The organism is Ignavibacteria bacterium (genome assembly GCA_025612375.1).
In the GTDB taxonomy this organism is placed as follows: domain Bacteria; phylum Bacteroidota; class Ignavibacteria; order Ignavibacteriales; family SURF-24; genus JAAXKN01.
Window position 1 is genome coordinate 93,657 of record JAAXKN010000004.1, and the last position, 19,390, is coordinate 113,046.

Sequence of the window (19,390 nt, forward strand, 5' to 3'; positions counted from 1 at the left end):
CTTACTCGGCCCCAAGCTGATCCTTGGCCATGGCGTAATAAAAACCTCTTTGCTTTATGAGTTCATCGTGGGTGCCTTTCTCCAGGACTAACCCGTCTCCAAGAAAGCATATTATGTCGGCGTTCCTTACCGTGCTCAGCCTGTGGGCAATTATGAAGGCTGTACGGTTAACCAGTATATTATTAAGATTTTCCTGTATCCTTTTTTCCGATTCCGCATCCAAAGCCGATGTGGCTTCGTCGAAAATAAATATCTTAGGATTTCTGTAAAGAGACCTGGCTATGCAGATCCTCTGCTTCTGTCCGCCAGAGACTGCAAGGCCCCTTTCGCCTACAATTGTCTTATAGCCAGCCGGAAGCTGCATGATGAATTCATGAGCGGCAGCCATTTCTGCAGCCTCACGTACCCTCTTTTCATCGGGGTTTATGTCACCCAGGGCTATGTTTTCCATTACAGTCCCGCTGAAAAGAAAACTCTCCTGAAGAACCATCCCTATATTTCTTCTTAATGAAAGAAGATTTATGTTCTTTATATCAACGCCGTCAATCATTAAAGAGCCGCCAGTAGGCATTATAAAGCCGGGGATCGTTTTTATAAGAGTCGACTTTCCGCAGCCCGATTTCCCCACAAAGGCTACAACCTGCCCGGGCTCAACCTTGAGGTTTATACTCTTAAGGACGAGCGGGGAGTCTTCCGAACCGTAACGGAACTGCAGGTCCTTGAACTCGATCCTCCCTTCACAGTGAGCCATCTCATGTTTGACTTCCACCCCGGCTACTGGGGGCTTTTCTTCAGGCTCGCACTCAAATACATCGTTTAATCTGTCCATTGCAACCGAGACCGACTGGTAGTTGTCCCATAGCCCCACGATGCTCATAATAGGCCCCATAACTGAACCTATAAGAGCATTAAATGCCATTAGCTGACCGATGGACATTGAGCCGTTTATTACCTGGTTGCTTCCTACCCACAGTATCGCTACAGTTGATGCGGTGTTCAGTGTCTGGCTTATTACTCCAGACACCAGTCCCAGTTTCTGCGACTTAAAAGACAGGTTGACAGACTTCAGGAAAGACTCTTCCCAGCGGTTTCTGACGTTCCACTCTGTCCCGTTAGCCTTTATCGTTTCAATGCCGTGTATTGCTTCAATCAGATAGGATGACTGATCACTGCTGACCATAAACTGCTCGTTGCTTATCCTCTTGAAAATGGGAGTAAAGACAAAGGTCAGTGCGATAAAAAAGGGAATAAACGCGAGTACCACGAGCGAAAGCGTTACACTGTAGAGAAACATCATCTGCAGATAAATAATCAGCATTATGACGTTAAGGACAGTTGAAATGGATGCATCGGTAAGTATGGCCCTGATCTTTGAGTTTTCACCAAAACGCGTTATTGTGTCACCGAGCTTCCGGTTGTAGAAATAGCTCATCGGAAGGCTGAGCGTGTACTTGAAAAACTCGGCCAGCATACGCAGATCCAGCTTGGCCGAAATGGTTGCAATGATAAACTGCTGGGCGCTTGAGGTTAATGTCGAAAAGAATGCCACAAGCACCATTCCCATCAGCATCATGTTCAGCAGGGAGGTGTTTTTATATACAATTACATTATCAAGTATCGACTGAATAAAAAGAGGGCTTGCCAGGCCGAGAACGTTTAGTATTAAGGCCCCAATGAAAACTTCAATTAAGAACATTTTCATCGGCTTCAGGTAATTAATATACCTGAAGATAGGGTTCTTTGCCGGCTTGAGCTCATTCAGCCTTTCTGTAGGCTCCAGCTCAATTGCGTAACCGGTCCAGCTTTTTCTGAACTCGCTGTGCGTGATCTTCCTAATACCTATGGCAGGATCGGCTACCCACACAAACTCCCTGGAAATTTTGAAGAGCACGATCCAGTGATATCCCTGCCAGTGAAGTATGGCGGGCAGATTAACATCCTTCAGCGATGGGTACGTAAGCTTGAGGCCGCGCGCCCTGTAGCCCAGGTTTTCTCCTGCCTTGCATACAGCAGCCATTGAGGCGCCGGCAACAGATACGTTTGCCATCTCTCTTACCATTCCCATGCTCAGTTTGTGCCCATAATACTTGGACACCATCGTGAGGCACGCTGCGCCGCAGTCCATCTCATCATGCTGCCTGAGCCAGGGGAATTTCTTTATCTTCTTTCCCTCGTCAAACGAAGGAAACTCGTCTTCATTCTCACTGCTGTTGTGTGAGGTGAGCTCCCGTTGTCTTCTTTCCTCATTTTCATAACTGTTTATTTTGTCAAGGAAAGCATCCCTCAGGGCACCGTTTAGAGCAAATATCTCTTCAACATAGCGGTGTGGTATTTCCAGTACTGTCGAGGCTGTCTTTGCCAAAGCTTCATAACCCTGCTTCCTGTCGCTAATTGCCCCGTATTCTCCCGCGAAGTCGCCTTTCTGGGCAAGCCCGACGAGGAATTTCCCCTCAACCATATTCCTGTATATCTCAAAGGAGCCGCTTACAACATAATAAAGAGAGTTATTCATTTCGTCCTGGCTGAAGATTGCTTCTCCTTCTTCATACCTGGAGACCCATACACTTTCAGAGAGCTCATTAAGCCAGGTTTCATCAATCTTCTTTACTGCAACAATCGATGTGAGCACTTTTTTAAGTTCGGAAGATGCAATGCTCCTCTTGAGCTTTTCGGCTATCGGGGCCATCTCAGGCATGCGGGCATTGACCTCAAAGACCAGGGTCTCATCTGCCGAAGAAATGGAATAATCCCACCTGGCGGCTTTTACAAAGGACATCTCTCCCGTATAATCTCCTTCATTCAGCTTCCCGATGCTCCTGAGCCTGTCGTCAATTTTTTTCTTGAGGCGCAGGCTTCCTGAAATGACTGATATGAAGGTGTTTTGCTCGTCACCTTCCTGATAAAGCTCCTCACCAAGGCTGAGTTTCCTTGTTGTTGTATTGCCGGAAAGAAGCTCCATGTCCTCAGCCGTAAGCCCGGAGAAGAGTGAAACTGAATTCAGGCGTTCTATAATTTCGTCTTCTTTATAGTACATATCTATTTATTTTCATCCTCCCCGCTTAAGTAGTCAAAGAATTTTCCTATCGGGGCAAAAACAAGTTCAATTATCCGCTTTTTGCCGACTACAACCTCTGCAAGGCCATTGGCGCCATAGATCAGGTTTATGCGCGGGTTCTTTTTAGTAAAACCAACCTGAGCTTCATATACATAACCCAGGCCCTCAACAAGCTTTGTGTCTTTTGCAAGACTGACCAGCTTGCCTTCCTGAACTCCATATTCCTGATAAGGAAAAGCGTTGAATTTTACAAATACAGGCTGACCTACCTTTACCTTTGAAATATCCTTGTTCTCAATGTAGATCATTCCATATCTCGGGAAATCATTTCTTATTATTCTGCAGATAACTTCACCCTGATTTATCATCTGGCTTGACTTCACAAAGAGCTGGCTTACTACACCTGGGAACTGTGCCTTTACTATTGCCTGGCTTTGTGTTATCTCAACGCCCTCGGTTCTGCTGTTGACATTTTTTATTTGCAGATTGTAATCGCCAAGCTGTACTATGAGGCTCTGGCGGAGTGAGCTCATCTGCTTAAGCGCATTAAGAACTTCTGTCTTAAATGAGCTGATATAATTATCTATTGATGAAGAGACAGAGTAGTAGTCCCTTTCCGAATTCATCAAATCCGGACTGGAGATAATGCCTTCTTTTAATAAAGACTTGTTTTCCCTGTAGATCTTTTCACGTTTGGACAGAAGAATGTCCGACTTTCTTACTTCATTTAATATGTTATTTGCTTTTACCTTCAAGTCGGATATCATCAGCTGGTATTCATTAAGGCCGCTGTAGTTTTTTACGTCGTATGCAGCCGAATCAAAACTGAAGTTGTTAAGGTCTGAAGTGACTTCACCGGGAACGGGAACCCTGAACCTCTTGTCGCGTTTTGCGTAGTACTCTCCAATGCCTTTCGTCTGCTTTATAAACTCATTTAGCTTCAGTATCTTTTTTATCACCTCATCGCGCTTCTCTACAAAATCCTTCCTTTCCAGGCCTGTTGCATTAATGTTGGGTGAGTAAATTGACAGGAGCACATCGTTGAAAGTGACAATGTCATTTTCATTGATCCCGATTGAAGAGACAATGCCCGAGAAAGGCGCCTGCACGACGTAATCTTCACCTTTTATGATTAGTGCCGAAGTAACGGTATCATCCACCTCGACAATGGTAGAATAGATTAGGGCGCCTATCAGAATTACAAAAATGAGATAAATGGGACCACGTAAGACCCAGCTCGGGGGTGTATCCAGAAATGTGGCAACGGATGTCGAAAATTCCTGCCTTGTTGCGTGCTCAAAAAGATTTAACGCCTTATATTTGACCGGCCCGCCGGGTGCATTGGTATTCTCTTTCTTGCCCTTTTTGAAAAGAGAATAGATCTTTTTTATTTTATCCATTTGTGAAATTTGTCCGTTAAATAAATGGCTCGTGCATTATCAGGTTCAAAACAATCCGCTGTATGCCTGCGTCTACTGGCCTGCGTCTACTGGCCTGCTTCAGAAGGCCTACTTCAGTATCATGATCTTCTGGGCTTCAGTAAAGCTTCCGCACTTCATCATTACAAAGTAAACCCCGGTTGGAAGATACGGGCTTCCCCAGGAAAATTTGTGGTAGCCTTTTGACATCTGTCCCTTCATTATGTCTTCCACCTTTCTGCCCGCTGCGTCATATACACTTATCTCCATGTAGTCGTCTTTCGGTATTGAAAAGTGCAGCGTAGTGGTTGGATTAAAGGGATTAGGGTATGGCGCGTAAAGTGCGTAAGTACCCTTTTTTATTTTGTCATTCGGTGTCTGACAGTGCTGGCTGAAGAGTCCTGTTACAGCTACCGGAAACGGATTCGGATGCAGGAGAAATAAAGGTATGCCTTCCGGATTCTGCATGCCGTCTTCATCGCAGTAAAGGTAGTTATTAGTTACGTCAAGATTTACAACCTTAAGGCTTTTAACCGTGTCGGGTATAGTCTTAAGGAAGTTATCCGAAATGTTTATCACGGCAACGGGGTTCTTCAGTTTTGTCAGTACAAGCGGTATTGAACTGAACTTGTTGTTATCAAGATTTATGTTTGCAAGGCTGTCAAGAAGAGAGAAACTCTCAGGCAGATCACTTAGCTCGTTGTGCGACAGAGTAATATTGACCAGTCTCATTTTCCCAATGCTCTCGGGGAGCTTAAGAAGTTTGTTGTTCTTAAGACTCAGCACCCTTATATTCTGAAGGCTGCTGAAACTCCCGGGCAGCGTCTCAAGTTTGTTATTCTCCAGGTTCTGCACTTCTATTCCTGTCAGTCTGCCGTAGCTCTCCGGCAGGTATCTCAGATCGTCATTCTGCAGTGTGATTACCTGAAGCTGCTTTCCTATCCGGCCAATTGAATCAGGCAGCGCCTTTAACGGGTTGTCATTCAGATAAAGATTTATCAGCGTACGCAGATTGCCAAAAGACTCGGGAAGCAGTGTAAGTGAGTTATTATTCAGGAATACCGATTCCAGCAGAGGAAAACTCCCAAATCCTGAAGGGAGTGAAGTAAGACTGTTGTTTGAAAGGTCAAGCATCTTTAACCGGGGAATTTTGCCTATGTCCCCGGGAAGGAGCGATATTTTGTTGAATGATGCATTCAAAGCCTCAAGGCTGTCCATACGCGGCATGTTCCCGGGTAAAGTTATAAGGAGGTTCTTTGAAACATCCAGTGACTTTAGTCCCTTCAGATTAGTAATCCCTTCGGGGAGGCTTTCAAATCTGTTTGAAGAAAGGAATAACTTATTCAGGCGGCTTAAGCTGAACATTCCTTCAGGAAGCGCCTTCAAGTAGTTATTCTCCAGGTTCAAGAGGCTAAGTTTCTTCAGGCCTGCCATAGTTCCCGGAAGCGCCAGAATTGAGTCGTAGCCGAGAGAAAGGGTTTCAATGTCAGAAAGGCTCCCCAGGCTGTTGGGCAGCCTGTAAAGTGATCTGTTGTTATCCGCGTACAGCTCTTTAAGCGGCAGCCCGCTCAGGTCCTCTTCTTTTATATCTTTAATAATATTGCTGGAGAGATTAAGGTATTTGAGGCTTTTGAGGTCCTTAAAAAATTTAATTGATGAGCCGAAACCGGGAATATAATACAGCGTATCTGCCGGCAGCACCTGCAGAGCATTTGCCGATACATCAAGATAGGATAGTGAACCAAGGTGTACGAACTTTTTAGGAAGTCCGGTTAACCTGTTTCCGGAAAGGCTTAAGAAACGAAGATTTGTAAAAAGCTGGATATTGTCATCCAGACGTTTAATCGTATTATTATTCAGAATCAGCGTATCTAAATTTGTAAGCTTGTATAAATTAACCGGAAGAAAGGTAATCTTGTTATAGCTTAAATCCAGATAATGCAGGGCTGTCAGATTTTCAACCGTTTCGGGAATATTTTCCAGGTCGTAATTGCTTACGATAAGCTTCTCAAGTCTGCCTGTGAAATAATTCCATTTCTGATAACCTATCGAGCCCGGGGCTTCTCCATAAAGGCTGTTCGCCGTGCAAAGGTCCCTTATGAATTGAACATCATCCTCATTAAGCGAGAACTGAGCAAAGGTTTTCTGAAGGAAAAAGTTCTGAAAAACAGCGATAAAGAGTAAAATTTTCAGCCAGTTTATGTTCATTCTTTCAAAATTCGTTTCAGAGGTTCTTAAAGTAAGAAATTTTGATTTTAAAGCAAAATCCTTATAAAGAAAATTCCTTTAGATTTATTTTCGTATTTTGCATAAGTTTTTTTAACGGAATTCCTATTACTAACGCTGAGAAATGGTTTCAATGAAAGCTTTTATCTTTGTTTCGGCCATATTATTAGTATTCCCTTTCTATTCTTTTGCCGGAGAAATTCAGGTGAAGAATGCCCGGATCGATGAAATAAACAATCAAAAAAAATATGCATTCATTAGCTTCGATGTATCCTGGGAAAATTCATGGCGGAGTGACATTACCGGAATGGGCTACGCCGAACCGTATAACTACGACGCTGCATGGGTATTTGTAAAATTCAGGGATAAGGCAGGGCGCTTCAGGCATGCAAGCCTTTCAGCAATCAGCAAAAGCCACCGTTCAGACGGGAAAGCCGCCATCAGTGCCTCGCGCGACGGCAGGGGGGTGTTTGTTTATTCGGCAAAGAATTTTTCCGGACCAGCAGACTACAAAGGAATTAAACTGAAGTGGAATTTCGGCTCCGATAACATAGATATAAATCAGGATACTGAAATCAGAGTCCTGGCAGTTGAAATGGTCTTTATCCCCGGGGGCTCTTTTTATGCCGGCGACGGAGGCTCTTACGGGAGCTTCTTTAACACCAGGCAAGGTGTGCCTGCACTCGTTTCGCAGGAGCCGGTGCTTCTTAAGGCCTCAAGCAACAGCTTTGATGACGGGGCACTTTCTAATGAGGGAGTGTGGGTTTCAGGAACCTCAGGCATCAGATCTAAAGATGGGGATTTTGAAAATCCCGAATTTCCTACGGGATATGGCGCCTTTTACGTCATGAAGTATGAAATTTCACAGGGGGAATATGCAGGATTTCTGAACCTTATTTCCGCCGGGCAGTCGCATGGGCGTGACCTTAATGCCGAAGGCCAATACAGAAATACAATTACGTTTAATGGCAGGCAGTTCGTTGCAAAGCGACCTAAACGTGCCTGCAACTTCCTGAGCTGGATGGATGGTGCTGCTTATGCCGACTGGACAGGCATGCGCCCGATGACAGAACTGGAATTTGAAAAAGCCTGCCGCGGATACAATTCTAATACAAATGATGCCAATTTGCCCGTGAAAAACGAGTATGCCTGGAATGATGATTCCATTGCGGCTGCGGGAGTAATTGCAGGAACTGAAGACGGTTCTGAATCTGTAAATGGCAATGCGGCCTTTGACAACGTGACCTATAAAGGTGGGGACGGATTGTACGGCCCCTTGGGGTGCGGAGTCTTTGAAAAACCCGGCCCGCGGAACCTTTCAGGCAAAAGCTACTACGGTGTCTGTGAACTAAGCGGGAACCTTTCTGAACAGTGTGTCACACTTGGCAATACAGCAGGGCGTTCATTTATGGGAAACGACGGCGACGGAGTGCTGACTGAAACAGGAGAAGCCGATGAGAGCAGCTGGCCGGGAATTAACGGCAATGCCGATGAGGACAAGGCCAACCTTAAGTACATTGGAAACATCGTGGAATCTCCCGGGATCACTGCTGCAGCAGGAAGCGGGCAGAGGGGCGGAAACTGGTATACAAGAAAAACCTTCCTCATGATAAGCGACAGGGCATTTGCCTCGCATCCTTCAGGCCGGAGGTCAGAGTACGCCGGTTTCAGATGTGTAAAATATGCACAGTAATTTTTCCCAATTGGGCTACATACAATGCCTTAGCCCTTCCCTTCAGCACGATTTCCGGCTGTAATATTACAACTATCAATTATAATATTACAGCCGCATTAAAGAATTTTACTTTTTTTGGCGCCTGCCCTTTAGAAATTAAGGAAAATCATGCTGTAACAGCTCCCTGATTTCAGGCACAATACTTGTATCAAAAGCAGCAGACGTTTACTTAAGCTAAACTAAATTACAGGAGGTCTTATGGCAAGAATTAAATTAAATGATCTGGAAGCTAACCAGCAGCTTGATGCTGAAGCACTGAAAAATGTAACAGGCGGCGCAGGAACATATACCAATGCTGCAAATACTGGTACAAAAACAGGCGGCAATTCCACCAACTATGGTACACAAGGTGGCGGCACAGGCGGACAGGGCGGATATTCAAGCGGCGGCTATACACAGGGCGGAAGCGGTTTCGGCGGCCAGGGTATTGGCGGCGGCGCATCTTCAAGCGGATGGGGCTTCCTGAATTTTGGCGGCGGTAATAAAGGCGGCGCAGGCTACGGCGGAAATGCATCGGCTTCAACCGTTGGCACAGTAGGCGGCTCAGGCGGAGCCGGCGGATCTGCTGTCGGAGTAATGAATTCCGGAAATGTAACTGACAATATGTCTGAATCTGTTTCAATTCCTGTAACACTAAGCTTATAAGGAGAATAATATGTCAAGAATAAAACTTAATGATCTCGAAGAAAACCAGCAGCTTGATGCCGAAGCCTTGAAACAGGTTACCGGCGGAAATAACTTTACAAACTCTGCAAACACCGGTACAAAAACTGGCGGCAACTCCACAAACTACGGCACACAAGGCGGCGGCACAGGCGGTTCTGGCGGCGGATCCTACGGCGGATGGACCTCAGGCGGCAGCGCCGCAGGCGGTACAGGCTTCGGCGGAAGTGCTTCAGGCGGAGCAGGAAGCTGGGGATTCTTAAATTTCGGCAGCACTGGCAATAAAGGCGGCGCAGGCTACGGCGGAAATGCCTCGGCTTCAACCGTTGGCGCTGTCGGCGGTTCAGGCGGAGCCGGCGGATCTGCTGTCGGTGTCATGGGTTCGGGAAATGTTTCCGATAACGTATCGGAATCTGTTTCAATACCAATTACCATGTCTTTATAATTTTATAAAAGGTCCCGGCTTGCCCGGGATCTTTTTCATCATTATGGCAGCTTAAGAATTTAAAATACGTTCGATAAAAATTTATAAATGAAATTTTATTGAGTTTTCGTTAAGTTGTTGTCCGATTTTTGTTTCTCAACACCGGTGTTGAGAGTTATCACTGTCTATCTTGTAAGGAGGATTCATGGAAAAATTTTTCTTTAGTGTTCGTAATTCCCGGATCAATTGCACTGACGTCCTAAAGTTCATGAAATTAACCGGCCTTTTTCATACCGCTCACACCTATACAGCAATGAACTCAATCCTGAAAGAATTTGCAAAAAAAGCAGGTGTAACCGTATCTGATGAGATGCTGCAGAGTTATGCTGACTATAAAAGAAAGCAGCTTGGACTTCTCAAGGCCGAGCAGATGCAGAAGTATCTGGATACGCTTGAAGTATCTCTGGACGATTGGGAAAATTCACTTGAGGATGAGCTCTACCGAAACGAGTTGAGAAATAAATTGGGCGGCTCTGTTTATGTCGGGGATGCCTGGAATATACTTAAAACAATTCCCGAAATCAGAAACAGCATAAATGACCTCATAGCCGAAAAAGCCGCAAACTGTAAATTGGACCTTAACGATGAAGAACTTCAGAAAGAATCCGACGCATTAAGAAGAGCTCTGAACCTCCACAAAAAAAGTGACCTGGAAGTTTACCTGACCAGCCTTAACATGAATGAGGACGACTGGGAAAAAAGCGTAACGGCTAACCTGATGTCAAAGAAATTAAAACAGGAAAATGTCTCTCCTTTAACTAAAGCAGAAGTGGCAGGCATATTAAACCGTTATCCCGTAATAAAAGATCTTTTAAGCAAACTTGTTTTCGGCAACGTGATAAGAGCCAAGGCTTCCGAACTGAACCTTACGGTAAGCGATGATGAACTGAACGCCTACACCGAAAATTTCCGCAGGGCTCTTGCCCTTCATAAGCTTGAACATTTTAACATATGGCTCAATGCTGCCGGACTGACAATAGATGATTTTGAAATTATGGCTGAAACAGCCATACTGACAAAAAAAGTTATCCTGAATACTGATGAGATTCTCCATAGCGGCAATATTGAAAAAGGGGTGAAATGCAGCTCATTCTTCAGCGATGCTCTTCTGGAAGTAATTTCACAGGAACTCGTTGTTGCAGACGCAAAAGAAAAAGGCGTCAGGATAACAAATAAAGATCTTCAGGAACTCTCAGATGCCTTAAGGCGTGTTAACGGATACCATAATGCTTCAGTCTTCAAAAAGCACCTTGAATTCTACGATCTTTCAGCTGAGTACTGGGAAGAGTACGTGGAAAAACAGGCCTTTATCAGGAAGATGAAACAATCTCAGACAACGGACAAAAAACTTCTGGAGTACCTCCACAACAATAACGAAGTTTTAGATTCAGTGAAGGCCGGTGCATTCAAAGAGTATGCTTATAACCTGTCGGACAAGACAGCACTTGAATGGTTCAACTAATCAGTTTTATAAATTATACGGAATTGCCAAATGGATGAAGTAGTTTTATTAAGTATCAATGAAAACCCTGTTACAAATTCTCAGATTGTTGTAAGGCTGAAAGCCAAAGGCGAATATAAAAAAGCTCTTTCTGAACAGATGACTGCTGTTGCCTTAAAGGACTACGCCGGAAAAAACGGCATTTCAGTTTCTGACGGTGAACTGCAGGAATATGCAGATAAAAAAAGAAAAGAACTCGGACTTTTCTCTGTATCGGCTACAGAAAAGTACTTCTCCAATCTGGGTATAAACATAGACCAGTGGAGTGACGGGCTTGAAGAAGAACTCTTAAAGGAAAAAGTGAAGAAAGCTGTTGTCACTGAGGAAAAGGTAAAGGAATACTTTGAATCAAACCGTCCGAGATTTATGTGCGTCCCGCTGCACAGAATAGTCGTTAAAGAAAAACCTATGGCTGAGGAAATAAGAATGCAGATTGAAGATGAAGATGAGGATTTTTCAGCTCTGGCTAAAAAGTACTCAATAGATTCTTCCACGGCTTCAGCAGGCGGCTATATGGGAGTAATAAAAAGAGGTGCACTGCCCGTTGAAGTTGAAGCAAAAGTATTCAGCGCTTCGGAAAATGCTCTCAGCGGCATTTTTGAGGACTCTGAAGGGTATTCTTTATATAAGACCGGGAAAGTTGTTTATCCTGAACTCGACGAGACTATGAAGGAAAATATAACAAGTGGGCTCTTTGACTTGTGGACAAATAACCTCCTTAACTCTGCAGCAGTAAAATTCCCGAACTGATAACTTTATTCTTAAGTCCGGAAGGTAAAAAGCTGTTTTCAGTTTTTACCTTCCGGACACATTCACTTCCCTAAATTCTCCAAAATTTGAAACTGTTAAAGAACAATAAATTTGCAGCTTACTATTAAATTCCTGCATTTATATTAAAGCTGACAATGTAATAATTCCTGTTGAAGTGGTCAAAGCCCCAGCCGCCCATGCGCAGGTCGCCAAAAAGATCACGATAACTGTAATCATCATAGTCCGGAAGAGGGAGCCTGGTAAAATCTATGCTGAGTGTTAAAGGAAATGCAATATTGGCCAGTCTGCTAAGGGGAATTTCCAATCCTGCGCCATATGTTAGCTGATGAATACCAGTAACTGACCCGTCGGTAATCTGTGTGTCAAGAGTCTCGGAATAATGCCCGATTCTCAGTTTCAGCACTTCCCATAAAGATGCTTCCATGCCCAGCCTGACCTGGGAAAAATACCTGGTTTCAAAGACGTCCATATATTCCCCGGCCAAAAGCAGCTTTAATGGCCTTAGGTCATATCTGCCGGCTTTATCTGTCCTGAATTCATAGGAGGCACCAAGATGCATGATTGTTGGAAAATATATGCTGCTGTTATTAAAACGGCTCTTTACTTTGGAGTATCCGGCGTTAACAAGACTTAGCCCAAGATAAAGATTCTGATTATCCAAACTCCCCAAATGGAAACGTTTCAGAAGGCCCAGGTCAAAATAATATGTGTTAAGGGCAACTGGAGACAGATTGTCCCATAAATCATATTCCTTCTCAAAAAAGTAATTCAGGTTAACGCCCAAGCTGAGATCAGGCAAAATCTCATTTGAATAGTTCAGCATGAATAAACGGTTGATGTTCCTGTCGGGAAAGTATTTCTCCTCGTCGGGCCTTCCTACAGAGAACGTGAAGTAGCTGAAACCGAAAGCCCCGTACTTCCCGGAATTAAAGCTGATGCCGTAGGTATTATAATATCCTTCAGTTTCCTGGGGATAATTGGGATTCATGTGTGAAACCTCAAAGTTCATGCCTTTTGAAAATGAAAGAGCCGCAGGATTATCAAGTATGGAATAAGGGCTTTCATGAAGTGTTACCTGCCCGCGCCCCAGGGCTTCACTTCTGGCATTCGGCCTTTGGTACAAAAGGATTCTTTCGGCGTAGCCTTCATACTGCTGGGGAAAACAATCTGAAGAATAAGAGATGATAACGAAAAGAATAAGAACTATCTTTTTCATTTTGAGACTCCATTTTTGTGGTATAGATGAATTTTAATGAAGTATAAGTATTCCGATAGTTCCGCCTTTTTTTTGAATAGAAGTAGACTTGTTGTACCTCAAAATTAATAACTGGAAAGGAAAATAGCAATGATCTGGCTGACTTCGCATTTTAGTTTCTGCTTCTTCCTGAGGGAAAGTGCCAATTGAAAATCAGGAACTTTTTACCTCCTCTTGCGTCAAAAATATTTAGAAATCATTATATTGTCTCTGATAAAATCAACTGCCTGTCCAACAAATAAGGATTCAAAAAATGAAAAAGATCCTACTGCCCGTTTTCATATTTCTCCTGGGAGTTTCCTCCTATGCCCAGGATGCAGCAAATAAGATCGAAAGCCTCATGGCCAAGTACAATGAGTACGGATATTTCGACGGAAGTATTCTTGTGGCAGATAAAGACAATGTTGTCTTTAAGAAGGGCTATGGAAAGGCTAACATTGAATGGAACATTTCAAACTCCCCGGATACAAAATTCCGTGTTGGATCAGTTACCAAACAGTTTACCTCAATGCTTATAATGCAGCTGGTGGAAAAAGGGAAGATAAGTCTTGATGGGAAAATAACAGATTACCTCCCTTACTACAGGAAAGATACAGGCTCCAGGATAACAATCCATATGCTCCTGACACACACGTCAGGTATACCAAGCTATACCTCTCAGCCGGGCTTTTCTGAAAGGATAAGCCGAATGAATTACAAGCCCGATGACTTTATTAAGGAACAGTGCAGCGGCAGCCTGGAGTTTGAGCCGGGCTCCCGGATAGTGTATAATAACTCAGGATATTTTATTCTGGGTGCCATAATTGAACACGTTACAGGAAAAAGCTACGAGGCGGCCCTCAGGGAAAATATACTTGATCCACTTGTAATGAAGAATACGGGCTACGATCATTCCGAAGACATTATTCCGAACAGGGCCTCCGGGTACGACAGGAAGGGAGATGCCTTCAGGAACACATCTTTCCTCGATATGTCGCTTCCTTATGCCGCAGGCAGCATGTATTCAACGGTTGAGGACCTCCTCCTGTGGGATAAGGCTCTTCAGACCGATAAACTTCTTTCCCCCGAGCTGAAGAAAAAAATCTTCCGGAAATATATGAAATTTGGTGAGATGTATTACGGCTACGGGTGGATGACGGCTAAAAGATTTAACGGGCACGATTCACTTGATGTAATTGCACACGGTGGAAGCATAAACGGATTTAATGCAATGAACTACATGATACCTGAGGCCGGGCAGTATGTAATTATCTTAAGCAATGCCGGAGCTGCCCCGCTGGACAAAATGACAAACCAGATTATTAACATACTTAATGGAAAAAATGAGCCGGAGCCTCAAAAGCCTCTGGCCAGAATCCTCTGGAGGACACTTGAACAGGAGGGCTCACAAAGCGCCATTAGCAAGTTCAGAGAGCTTAAAAATAAAAAAGATGAATATGCCTATACCGAAGCGGAGATTAACAATATGGGATATAATCTCCTTTCCGAAGGCAAGACTGATGAGGCAATAGACATCTTCAAACTCAATACAGAGGAATTCCCCCAATCATCTAATGCATATGACAGCTATGGCGAAGCCCTCCTTAAAAAGGGCCTGAAGGAAGAAGCTGCAAAGAACTACAGGAAGTCGCTTGAACTGAATCCCGGGAATGAAAATGCAGTTAAGGTGCTTAAAGAGCTTGGACAGGGGGACTTCAGCTCTCCTGAAGTAAAGCTGAAGGAAAACGGGCTTAATGAATTTGCCGGCACTTATCAGCTCGCACCTGGATTCAGCATTAAGGTTACGGTTGAGGGCGATAAAATTTTCGGGCAGGGAACAGGCCAGCCACGCTTTGAAATGTTTCCTTTGTCTGAGGATAAGTTTTTTCTAAAAGTGGTAAACGCCCAGGTAAGTTTCCAGAGAAAAGACGGGACAGTTTCCGGCATGACGCTCTACCAGAACGGGCAGAACCTCCCGGGAAAGAAAGTTGAGTAGTACTCTTGCAGGGTCAGTCCTGGCAAGAGGACTGACCCTGCAAAAGCTAATTATCAGCTGAAATTACGTAGAAGCAGGTGGTAATAAAAAAGTTCCTTACATATGGTATACTTGAAATTAAGGCCGACTGCTTTCTTGGCTTCATATTAAACTTTACTTCATAGTTTGGATTTATGAAGTAGAAAAGCTTCCTGTCAACTTTATAGTTCAGCTTCTTTGTTATTCTTTCAAACCCTTCAATAGTGATCCTGGTCTCCTTTGTATCCAGCAGGTGCTCGATCAGCCTGTCGCTTTCATGGAAAGACTTTAACAGACCCGCGTATAACGGGTTTGGCAACAGGTGTATAAAAGGAGCCAGTGCCATAAATTTACTTTTGCACATCTGCTGATGGCCTCCGAAAGGCATCTGCCACGGCGGAAATGCAAGAAAAGCCTTTCCCCCGGGATTTAAGAGGTCCTTCATCTTTGAGAGTATCTTCTCGTGCCCGTGGATATGTTCAAGGGCATCTTTTAAGATTATCAGGTCGAACTTTTCCCCGTTAAAATTAAATATGTCGTCACAGATAAGACGGGCTCTGTTTTCTTCAATTTCTTTGGCAAATATTCTCTTCCCGGCTTCAATCTTTACAGTATCTATATCCACACCGGTTATGCGGCACCCATGGTCGCTGAACGCCTTTAATATTCCTCCTTCACCGCTTCCGATCTCAAGTACATTCTTGTCCTTAAGAGGCATTACCTCACTTAAAAAAGGTAAAATGTATTTCTTTGCATTAGTATACTGCTGCTCGAAATATATATCATGGTTCATATGGAAATCGAAAGGCATTGTAGGGAACTCCTTTAACTGGAAATATTTGTAAACTCTCACTGCTTTTGCAGCATTGTGCCATTTCAGATGGCAAATCATTGCTAAAAATAGGTAAAATTCAAATAAATCTAAAGTGTACTTTTCTTATCTTTTTTCATTATTATTGCATTTGCTGTATCAGAATTTCAATTAATTATTTTGGTGAAAAATGAAAAAATCTGCTGCCTTACTGGCATTTATCCTCATCCTCTTAAATGCGTCTTTTGCCCAGGGAATTCAAAAGCTGAGGGTAATGACTTATAACATTCATCACGGACAGGGAGTTGACGGGAAAATTGATATTGAAAGAATTGGCGGCCTTATACTTGAAAACAAAGCCGGCCTCGTAGCCCTGCAGGAAGTAGACCGCGGTGTGGAACGCTCGGGTAAAATTGATATTATGCAGATGCTTAATACCCAAACCGGTATGTTTATGGCTTTCGGAAAAAACATAGATTTTCAGGGCGGAGATTACGGCAACGGAATCCTTTCAGGATTTAAGATAGATACGGTTAAAAACCATCATTATAAAATGTTGCGTGAGGGTGAGACGAGAGGACTCCTCCGGTCTGTAGCCGACATAGGTGGCCAAAAGGTTGTGTTTATTAATACCCATACAGGCGACAAAAACAGTGAGTCTGAAAAACTGATGAATGCGGGTGAAATTATTGACGTGCTGAAAAGCTGTGATGGTCTGCCTGTTATTCTGTGCGGGGACTTCAATGACCGCCCTAATAGCAAAATGCATGACAGCCTGGCTCAGTATTTTGTAGACGTGTGGCAGCTGCTCCATAAAGATGAAGGATTTTCATTTCCTTCAACTAATCCCGACAGGAGAATAGATTATATCTATGTTTCAAAAGAGGCCTTAAGAAAACTAAAACCGGTATCAATAAAGGTGCTGCAGTCTGAAGCCTCAGACCATCTGCCTCTTTTGGCCGAGTTCGAGCTTTCAGAAGATAAATAACCCTTTATGCGACTGATAAAATTTAATTTCCCGTAGTTGAAAATAACAGGTAAACATTGATATGAATAAAAGAGAATTTATAAAAATACTGGGCCTCAGCGGCCTGGGGCTCCTGGGAGGCAACGCCTTAAATGCCTTTTCGAAGTCACCGCTTTTTAATGCGGCAGAGAAGAAAAAAATAAAAAACTGGGCCTGGATAATGACAGACATAAAGACATCCGAAGACGAATGGAAAAAACTGTTTGCCCAAATGCGCGCCTCAGGAATAGATGCCGTCCTGCCCGAAGTCTACGACTCTAACTATGCTTATTATAAAAGCCGTCACCTGCCCGTCAAAGACGCCTGGCTTGAAAGGCTCCTTCCTATTGCAAAATCAGAAGGACTGGAGCTCCATGCCTGGATGAGGTCAATGATGTGCAACATCGGGGAAGTCAGACAGAAGCACCCCGACTGGTTTGTCGTTAACAGAAAAGGGGAGTCTGCAGCCTTGAAGCCTGCCTATGTCCCTCATTATAAGTTTTTGTGCCCCACGCATCCGGAAGTTCAGGAGTTTGTACGTGAGACCGTAAGTGAACTCTCGCAGATTAAGGAGCTGGACGGTGTGCACCTGGATTATATCCGCTTTCCCGACGTCATTCTTGCCGAGAAACTCCAGCCCAAATATAACATTGTGCAGGACAAGGAGTATCCCGAATACGATTATTGCTACTGCGAACTCTGCCAGAGTGAATTTATGAAGAAGACCGGTATCGACGTAATGAAGCTGGATGACCCTTCCACGAACGCAGAATGGAGGCAGTTCCGTTACGACAGAATTACAAACCTTGTTAATAATGTGCTGGTTCCTGAGGCCCGCAAATACAATAAGCCGGTAACGGCGGCAGTCTTTCCGAACTGGGAAGCTGTTCGCCAGCAGTGGTCGAAATGGGATCTGGATGGCTTTCTTCCAATGCTTTATCACGGTTATTATGATAAAGGCATCGGCTGGATAGGGGAGGAGACCAGTAAGGAAATAAAGTCACTAAGCAAGCCTGCCCCATTGTACAGCGGATTGTTTATACCCCAGCTTAACCCTGCGGAACTGGCAGAAGCTGTTGAAACCTCTTTTGCCGGCGGGGCAGAAGGCGTTTCACTCTTCCTGGCACATTCAATGACAGATGAACACTGGAAGAGCTTCAAACAGGCGGTCCAAAAAAGAATGGACTGAAATAACAGATACGTTGAAACAACAGATGCGTTTTAAGGCTGCCATGAAAATGTTTCACGGCAGCTTTTTTTATTTATTTTCTGCCGCTTTTGCGCTCGCTGTCAAGCATGGACATCTGATGTTCATTATACCGGCTTCCTTTTGCGGCTCCCGGCGGTACGGCACGCTCAATTTCTTCCAGATCACTTTCATCAAACCTTACTTCAAGAGCTTTTAGGGCTTCTTTTAGCCTTTCACGCCTGCGCGCACCAATAAGCGGTACTATATCACTCCCGCGAGACAGAACCCAGGCAATTGCAGCCTGTGCAGCCGTCAGGTTCCTCTTCTCCGCAGCATTTTTTAAGGCTTCCACAAGCAGCAAATTATGCTCAAGGTTTTCCTTGCTGAAGCGCGGGCTGTACCTGCGGAAATCGTTTTGGGCTACGTCGCGGTCTTTTGACCAGTGGCCGCTTATAAGTCCCCGTGACAAAACACCATATGCCGTAATTCCAATGCCAAGTTTACGGCAGGCAGGCAGAATCTCATCTTCAATTCCCCTTGATATGAGCGAATACTCAATCTGCAGGTCGCTTACCGGATGCACAGAATTTGCGCGGACAATGGTGTCTGCTCCAACTTCAGACAGCCCCACATACCTAACAAAACCGGCTTTTATCATATCTGCAATTGCACCCACTGTTTCTTCTATCGGGACATTCGGATCAATCCTTGCCGGCCGGTAGATGTCAATGTAATCGGTTCCAAGCCTTTTTAATGAGTATGCCAGAAAATTCTTCACTGCCTGAGGGCGGGCGTCATAACCAAGCCAGTTTCCCTGAGGGTCCCGCATCCCTCCGAATTTCACGCTGATGAGTATATTCTCCCGCGCTTTCCCCTTAAGGGCATCCCGTAAAAGCATTTCATTATGCCCCATCCCGTAAAAGTCACCCGTGTCAAAAAGGTTTATCCCTTCCTCAATAGCATTGTGAATTGTTGCAATGCTTTCTTTCTCATCAGCAGGGCCGTACAGGTCGGACATCCCCATTAACCCCAGACCCATTGCAGAAACCTCAGGGCCATTGCTGCCAAGCTTACGCATTTCCATTATTATCTCCCTTTTTAGTCATAAATAATTATTTACCTCATCTGAAAACAATTTTCAAGGTTAATTAAAAGCAATTTTAGCCTGTGTTTACGGAGCGGTTGGATACCTCATCCGTTACAGCCGGTTTTACTCCTTGCCCCGGTAAATCAAATTATGTATGTTAATTCAGACATTTTTTTTATTTGACTTTTCGGCCTGT

At 44.2% G+C, this 19,390-nt stretch carries 14 protein-coding genes; 8 read left to right on the forward strand and 6 right to left on the reverse strand.

From position 1 onward, the window contains the following. Position 1: 1 nt before the first annotated feature. From HF312_04630 to HF312_04640, 3 genes are all read right to left on the reverse strand, one after another. Complete coding sequence (locus tag HF312_04630; protein MCU7519478.1) at positions 2-3,034, reverse strand: ATP-binding cassette domain-containing protein; 3,033 nt, start codon at positions 3,032-3,034, stop codon at positions 2-4. A gap of 2 nt (positions 3,035-3,036) precedes the next feature. Beyond that, positions 3,037-4,455, reverse strand: a complete 1,419-nt coding sequence (locus HF312_04635) for an HlyD family efflux transporter periplasmic adaptor subunit (protein ID MCU7519479.1) — start codon at positions 4,453-4,455, stop codon at positions 3,037-3,039. 108 nt (positions 4,456-4,563) lie between these two features. Further along, on the reverse strand, positions 4,564-6,681 hold the full coding sequence (locus tag HF312_04640) for a T9SS type A sorting domain-containing protein (protein ID MCU7519480.1): 2,118 nt from the start codon (positions 6,679-6,681) through the stop codon (positions 4,564-4,566). 151 nt (positions 6,682-6,832) lie between these two features. Between HF312_04640 and HF312_04645 the strand changes: the two genes are divergently transcribed. The 5 genes from HF312_04645 to HF312_04665 all read left to right on the forward strand — a co-directional run bounded on the left by HF312_04645 (position 6,833) and on the right by HF312_04665 (position 11,832). After that, positions 6,833-8,392, forward strand: a complete 1,560-nt coding sequence (locus tag HF312_04645; protein MCU7519481.1) for an SUMF1/EgtB/PvdO family nonheme iron enzyme — start codon at positions 6,833-6,835, stop codon at positions 8,390-8,392. 240 nt (positions 8,393-8,632) lie between these two features. Then, positions 8,633-9,079 (forward strand): hypothetical protein, encoded by a 447-nt coding sequence (locus tag HF312_04650; GenBank protein MCU7519482.1) that lies wholly within the window; start codon positions 8,633-8,635, stop codon positions 9,077-9,079. 10 nt (positions 9,080-9,089) lie between these two features. After that, entirely contained in the window at positions 9,090-9,542 is a 453-nt protein-coding gene (locus tag HF312_04655; GenBank protein ID MCU7519483.1) for a hypothetical protein, read from the forward strand. Positions 9,543-9,726: 184 nt separating this feature from the next. Continuing rightward, positions 9,727-11,043: a hypothetical protein gene (locus HF312_04660; protein MCU7519484.1), complete on the forward strand. Its 1,317-nt coding sequence runs from the start codon at positions 9,727-9,729 to the stop codon at positions 11,041-11,043. A gap of 30 nt (positions 11,044-11,073) precedes the next feature. Next, entirely contained in the window at positions 11,074-11,832 is a 759-nt protein-coding gene (locus HF312_04665) for a hypothetical protein (GenBank protein MCU7519485.1), read from the forward strand. Positions 11,833-11,956: 124 nt separating this feature from the next. On the opposite strand, the gene HF312_04670 is transcribed toward HF312_04665, so the two are convergent. After that, a complete protein-coding gene (locus tag HF312_04670; protein ID MCU7519486.1) occupies positions 11,957-13,069 on the reverse strand; it encodes a hypothetical protein in 1,113 nt (370 codons plus the stop codon). A 292-nt stretch (positions 13,070-13,361) separates the two neighbouring features. Between HF312_04670 and HF312_04675 the strand changes: the two genes are divergently transcribed. Continuing rightward, on the forward strand, positions 13,362-15,083 hold the full coding sequence (locus HF312_04675; GenBank protein MCU7519487.1) for a serine hydrolase: 1,722 nt from the start codon (positions 13,362-13,364) through the stop codon (positions 15,081-15,083). Positions 15,084-15,129: 46 nt separating this feature from the next. Here HF312_04675 and HF312_04680 read toward each other — a convergent pair whose 3' ends face one another. Next, complete coding sequence (locus HF312_04680; protein ID MCU7519488.1) at positions 15,130-15,912, reverse strand: class I SAM-dependent methyltransferase; 783 nt, start codon at positions 15,910-15,912, stop codon at positions 15,130-15,132. A 190-nt stretch (positions 15,913-16,102) separates the two neighbouring features. On the opposite strand from HF312_04680, the gene HF312_04685 reads away from it, so the two are divergent. Both HF312_04685 and HF312_04690 read left to right on the forward strand, forming a co-directional pair. Beyond that, the gene (locus HF312_04685) at positions 16,103-16,900 is read left to right on the forward strand and encodes a hypothetical protein (GenBank protein ID MCU7519489.1); all 798 of its coding nucleotides are present in this window, start codon (positions 16,103-16,105) and stop codon (positions 16,898-16,900) included. 61 nt (positions 16,901-16,961) lie between these two features. Then, positions 16,962-18,107, forward strand: coding sequence for a family 10 glycosylhydrolase (locus HF312_04690; protein MCU7519490.1), 1,146 nt, complete (start codon positions 16,962-16,964; stop codon positions 18,105-18,107). A 73-nt stretch (positions 18,108-18,180) separates the two neighbouring features. Here the strand turns inward: HF312_04690 and HF312_04695 are convergent, their stop codons facing one another. Then, positions 18,181-19,191, reverse strand: a complete 1,011-nt coding sequence (locus tag HF312_04695) for an aldo/keto reductase (GenBank protein MCU7519491.1) — start codon at positions 19,189-19,191, stop codon at positions 18,181-18,183. Positions 19,192-19,390: the final 199 nt, after the last annotated feature.

Excerpts from the sequence above, each read along its gene's own strand:
- HF312_04630 (MCU7519478.1), bottom strand. The coding sequence starts at position 3,034 with ATGTACTATAAAGAAGACGAAATTATAGAACGCCTGAATTCAGTTTCA.
- HF312_04635 (MCU7519479.1), bottom strand. The coding sequence starts at position 4,455 with ATGGATAAAATAAAAAAGATCTATTCTCTTTTCAAAAAGGGCAAGAAA.
- HF312_04640 (MCU7519480.1), bottom strand. The coding sequence starts at position 6,681 with ATGAACATAAACTGGCTGAAAATTTTACTCTTTATCGCTGTTTTTCAG.
- HF312_04645 (MCU7519481.1), top strand. The coding sequence starts at position 6,833 with ATGAAAGCTTTTATCTTTGTTTCGGCCATATTATTAGTATTCCCTTTC.
- HF312_04650 (MCU7519482.1), top strand. The coding sequence starts at position 8,633 with ATGGCAAGAATTAAATTAAATGATCTGGAAGCTAACCAGCAGCTTGAT.
- HF312_04655 (MCU7519483.1), top strand. The coding sequence starts at position 9,090 with ATGTCAAGAATAAAACTTAATGATCTCGAAGAAAACCAGCAGCTTGAT.
- HF312_04660 (MCU7519484.1), top strand. The coding sequence starts at position 9,727 with ATGGAAAAATTTTTCTTTAGTGTTCGTAATTCCCGGATCAATTGCACT.
- HF312_04665 (MCU7519485.1), top strand. The coding sequence starts at position 11,074 with ATGGATGAAGTAGTTTTATTAAGTATCAATGAAAACCCTGTTACAAAT.
- HF312_04670 (MCU7519486.1), bottom strand. The coding sequence starts at position 13,069 with ATGAAAAAGATAGTTCTTATTCTTTTCGTTATCATCTCTTATTCTTCA.
- HF312_04675 (MCU7519487.1), top strand. The coding sequence starts at position 13,362 with ATGAAAAAGATCCTACTGCCCGTTTTCATATTTCTCCTGGGAGTTTCC.
- HF312_04680 (MCU7519488.1), bottom strand. The coding sequence starts at position 15,912 with ATGCCTTTCGATTTCCATATGAACCATGATATATATTTCGAGCAGCAG.
- HF312_04685 (MCU7519489.1), top strand. The coding sequence starts at position 16,103 with ATGAAAAAATCTGCTGCCTTACTGGCATTTATCCTCATCCTCTTAAAT.
- HF312_04690 (MCU7519490.1), top strand. The coding sequence starts at position 16,962 with ATGAATAAAAGAGAATTTATAAAAATACTGGGCCTCAGCGGCCTGGGG.
- HF312_04695 (MCU7519491.1), bottom strand. The coding sequence starts at position 19,191 with ATGGAAATGCGTAAGCTTGGCAGCAATGGCCCTGAGGTTTCTGCAATG.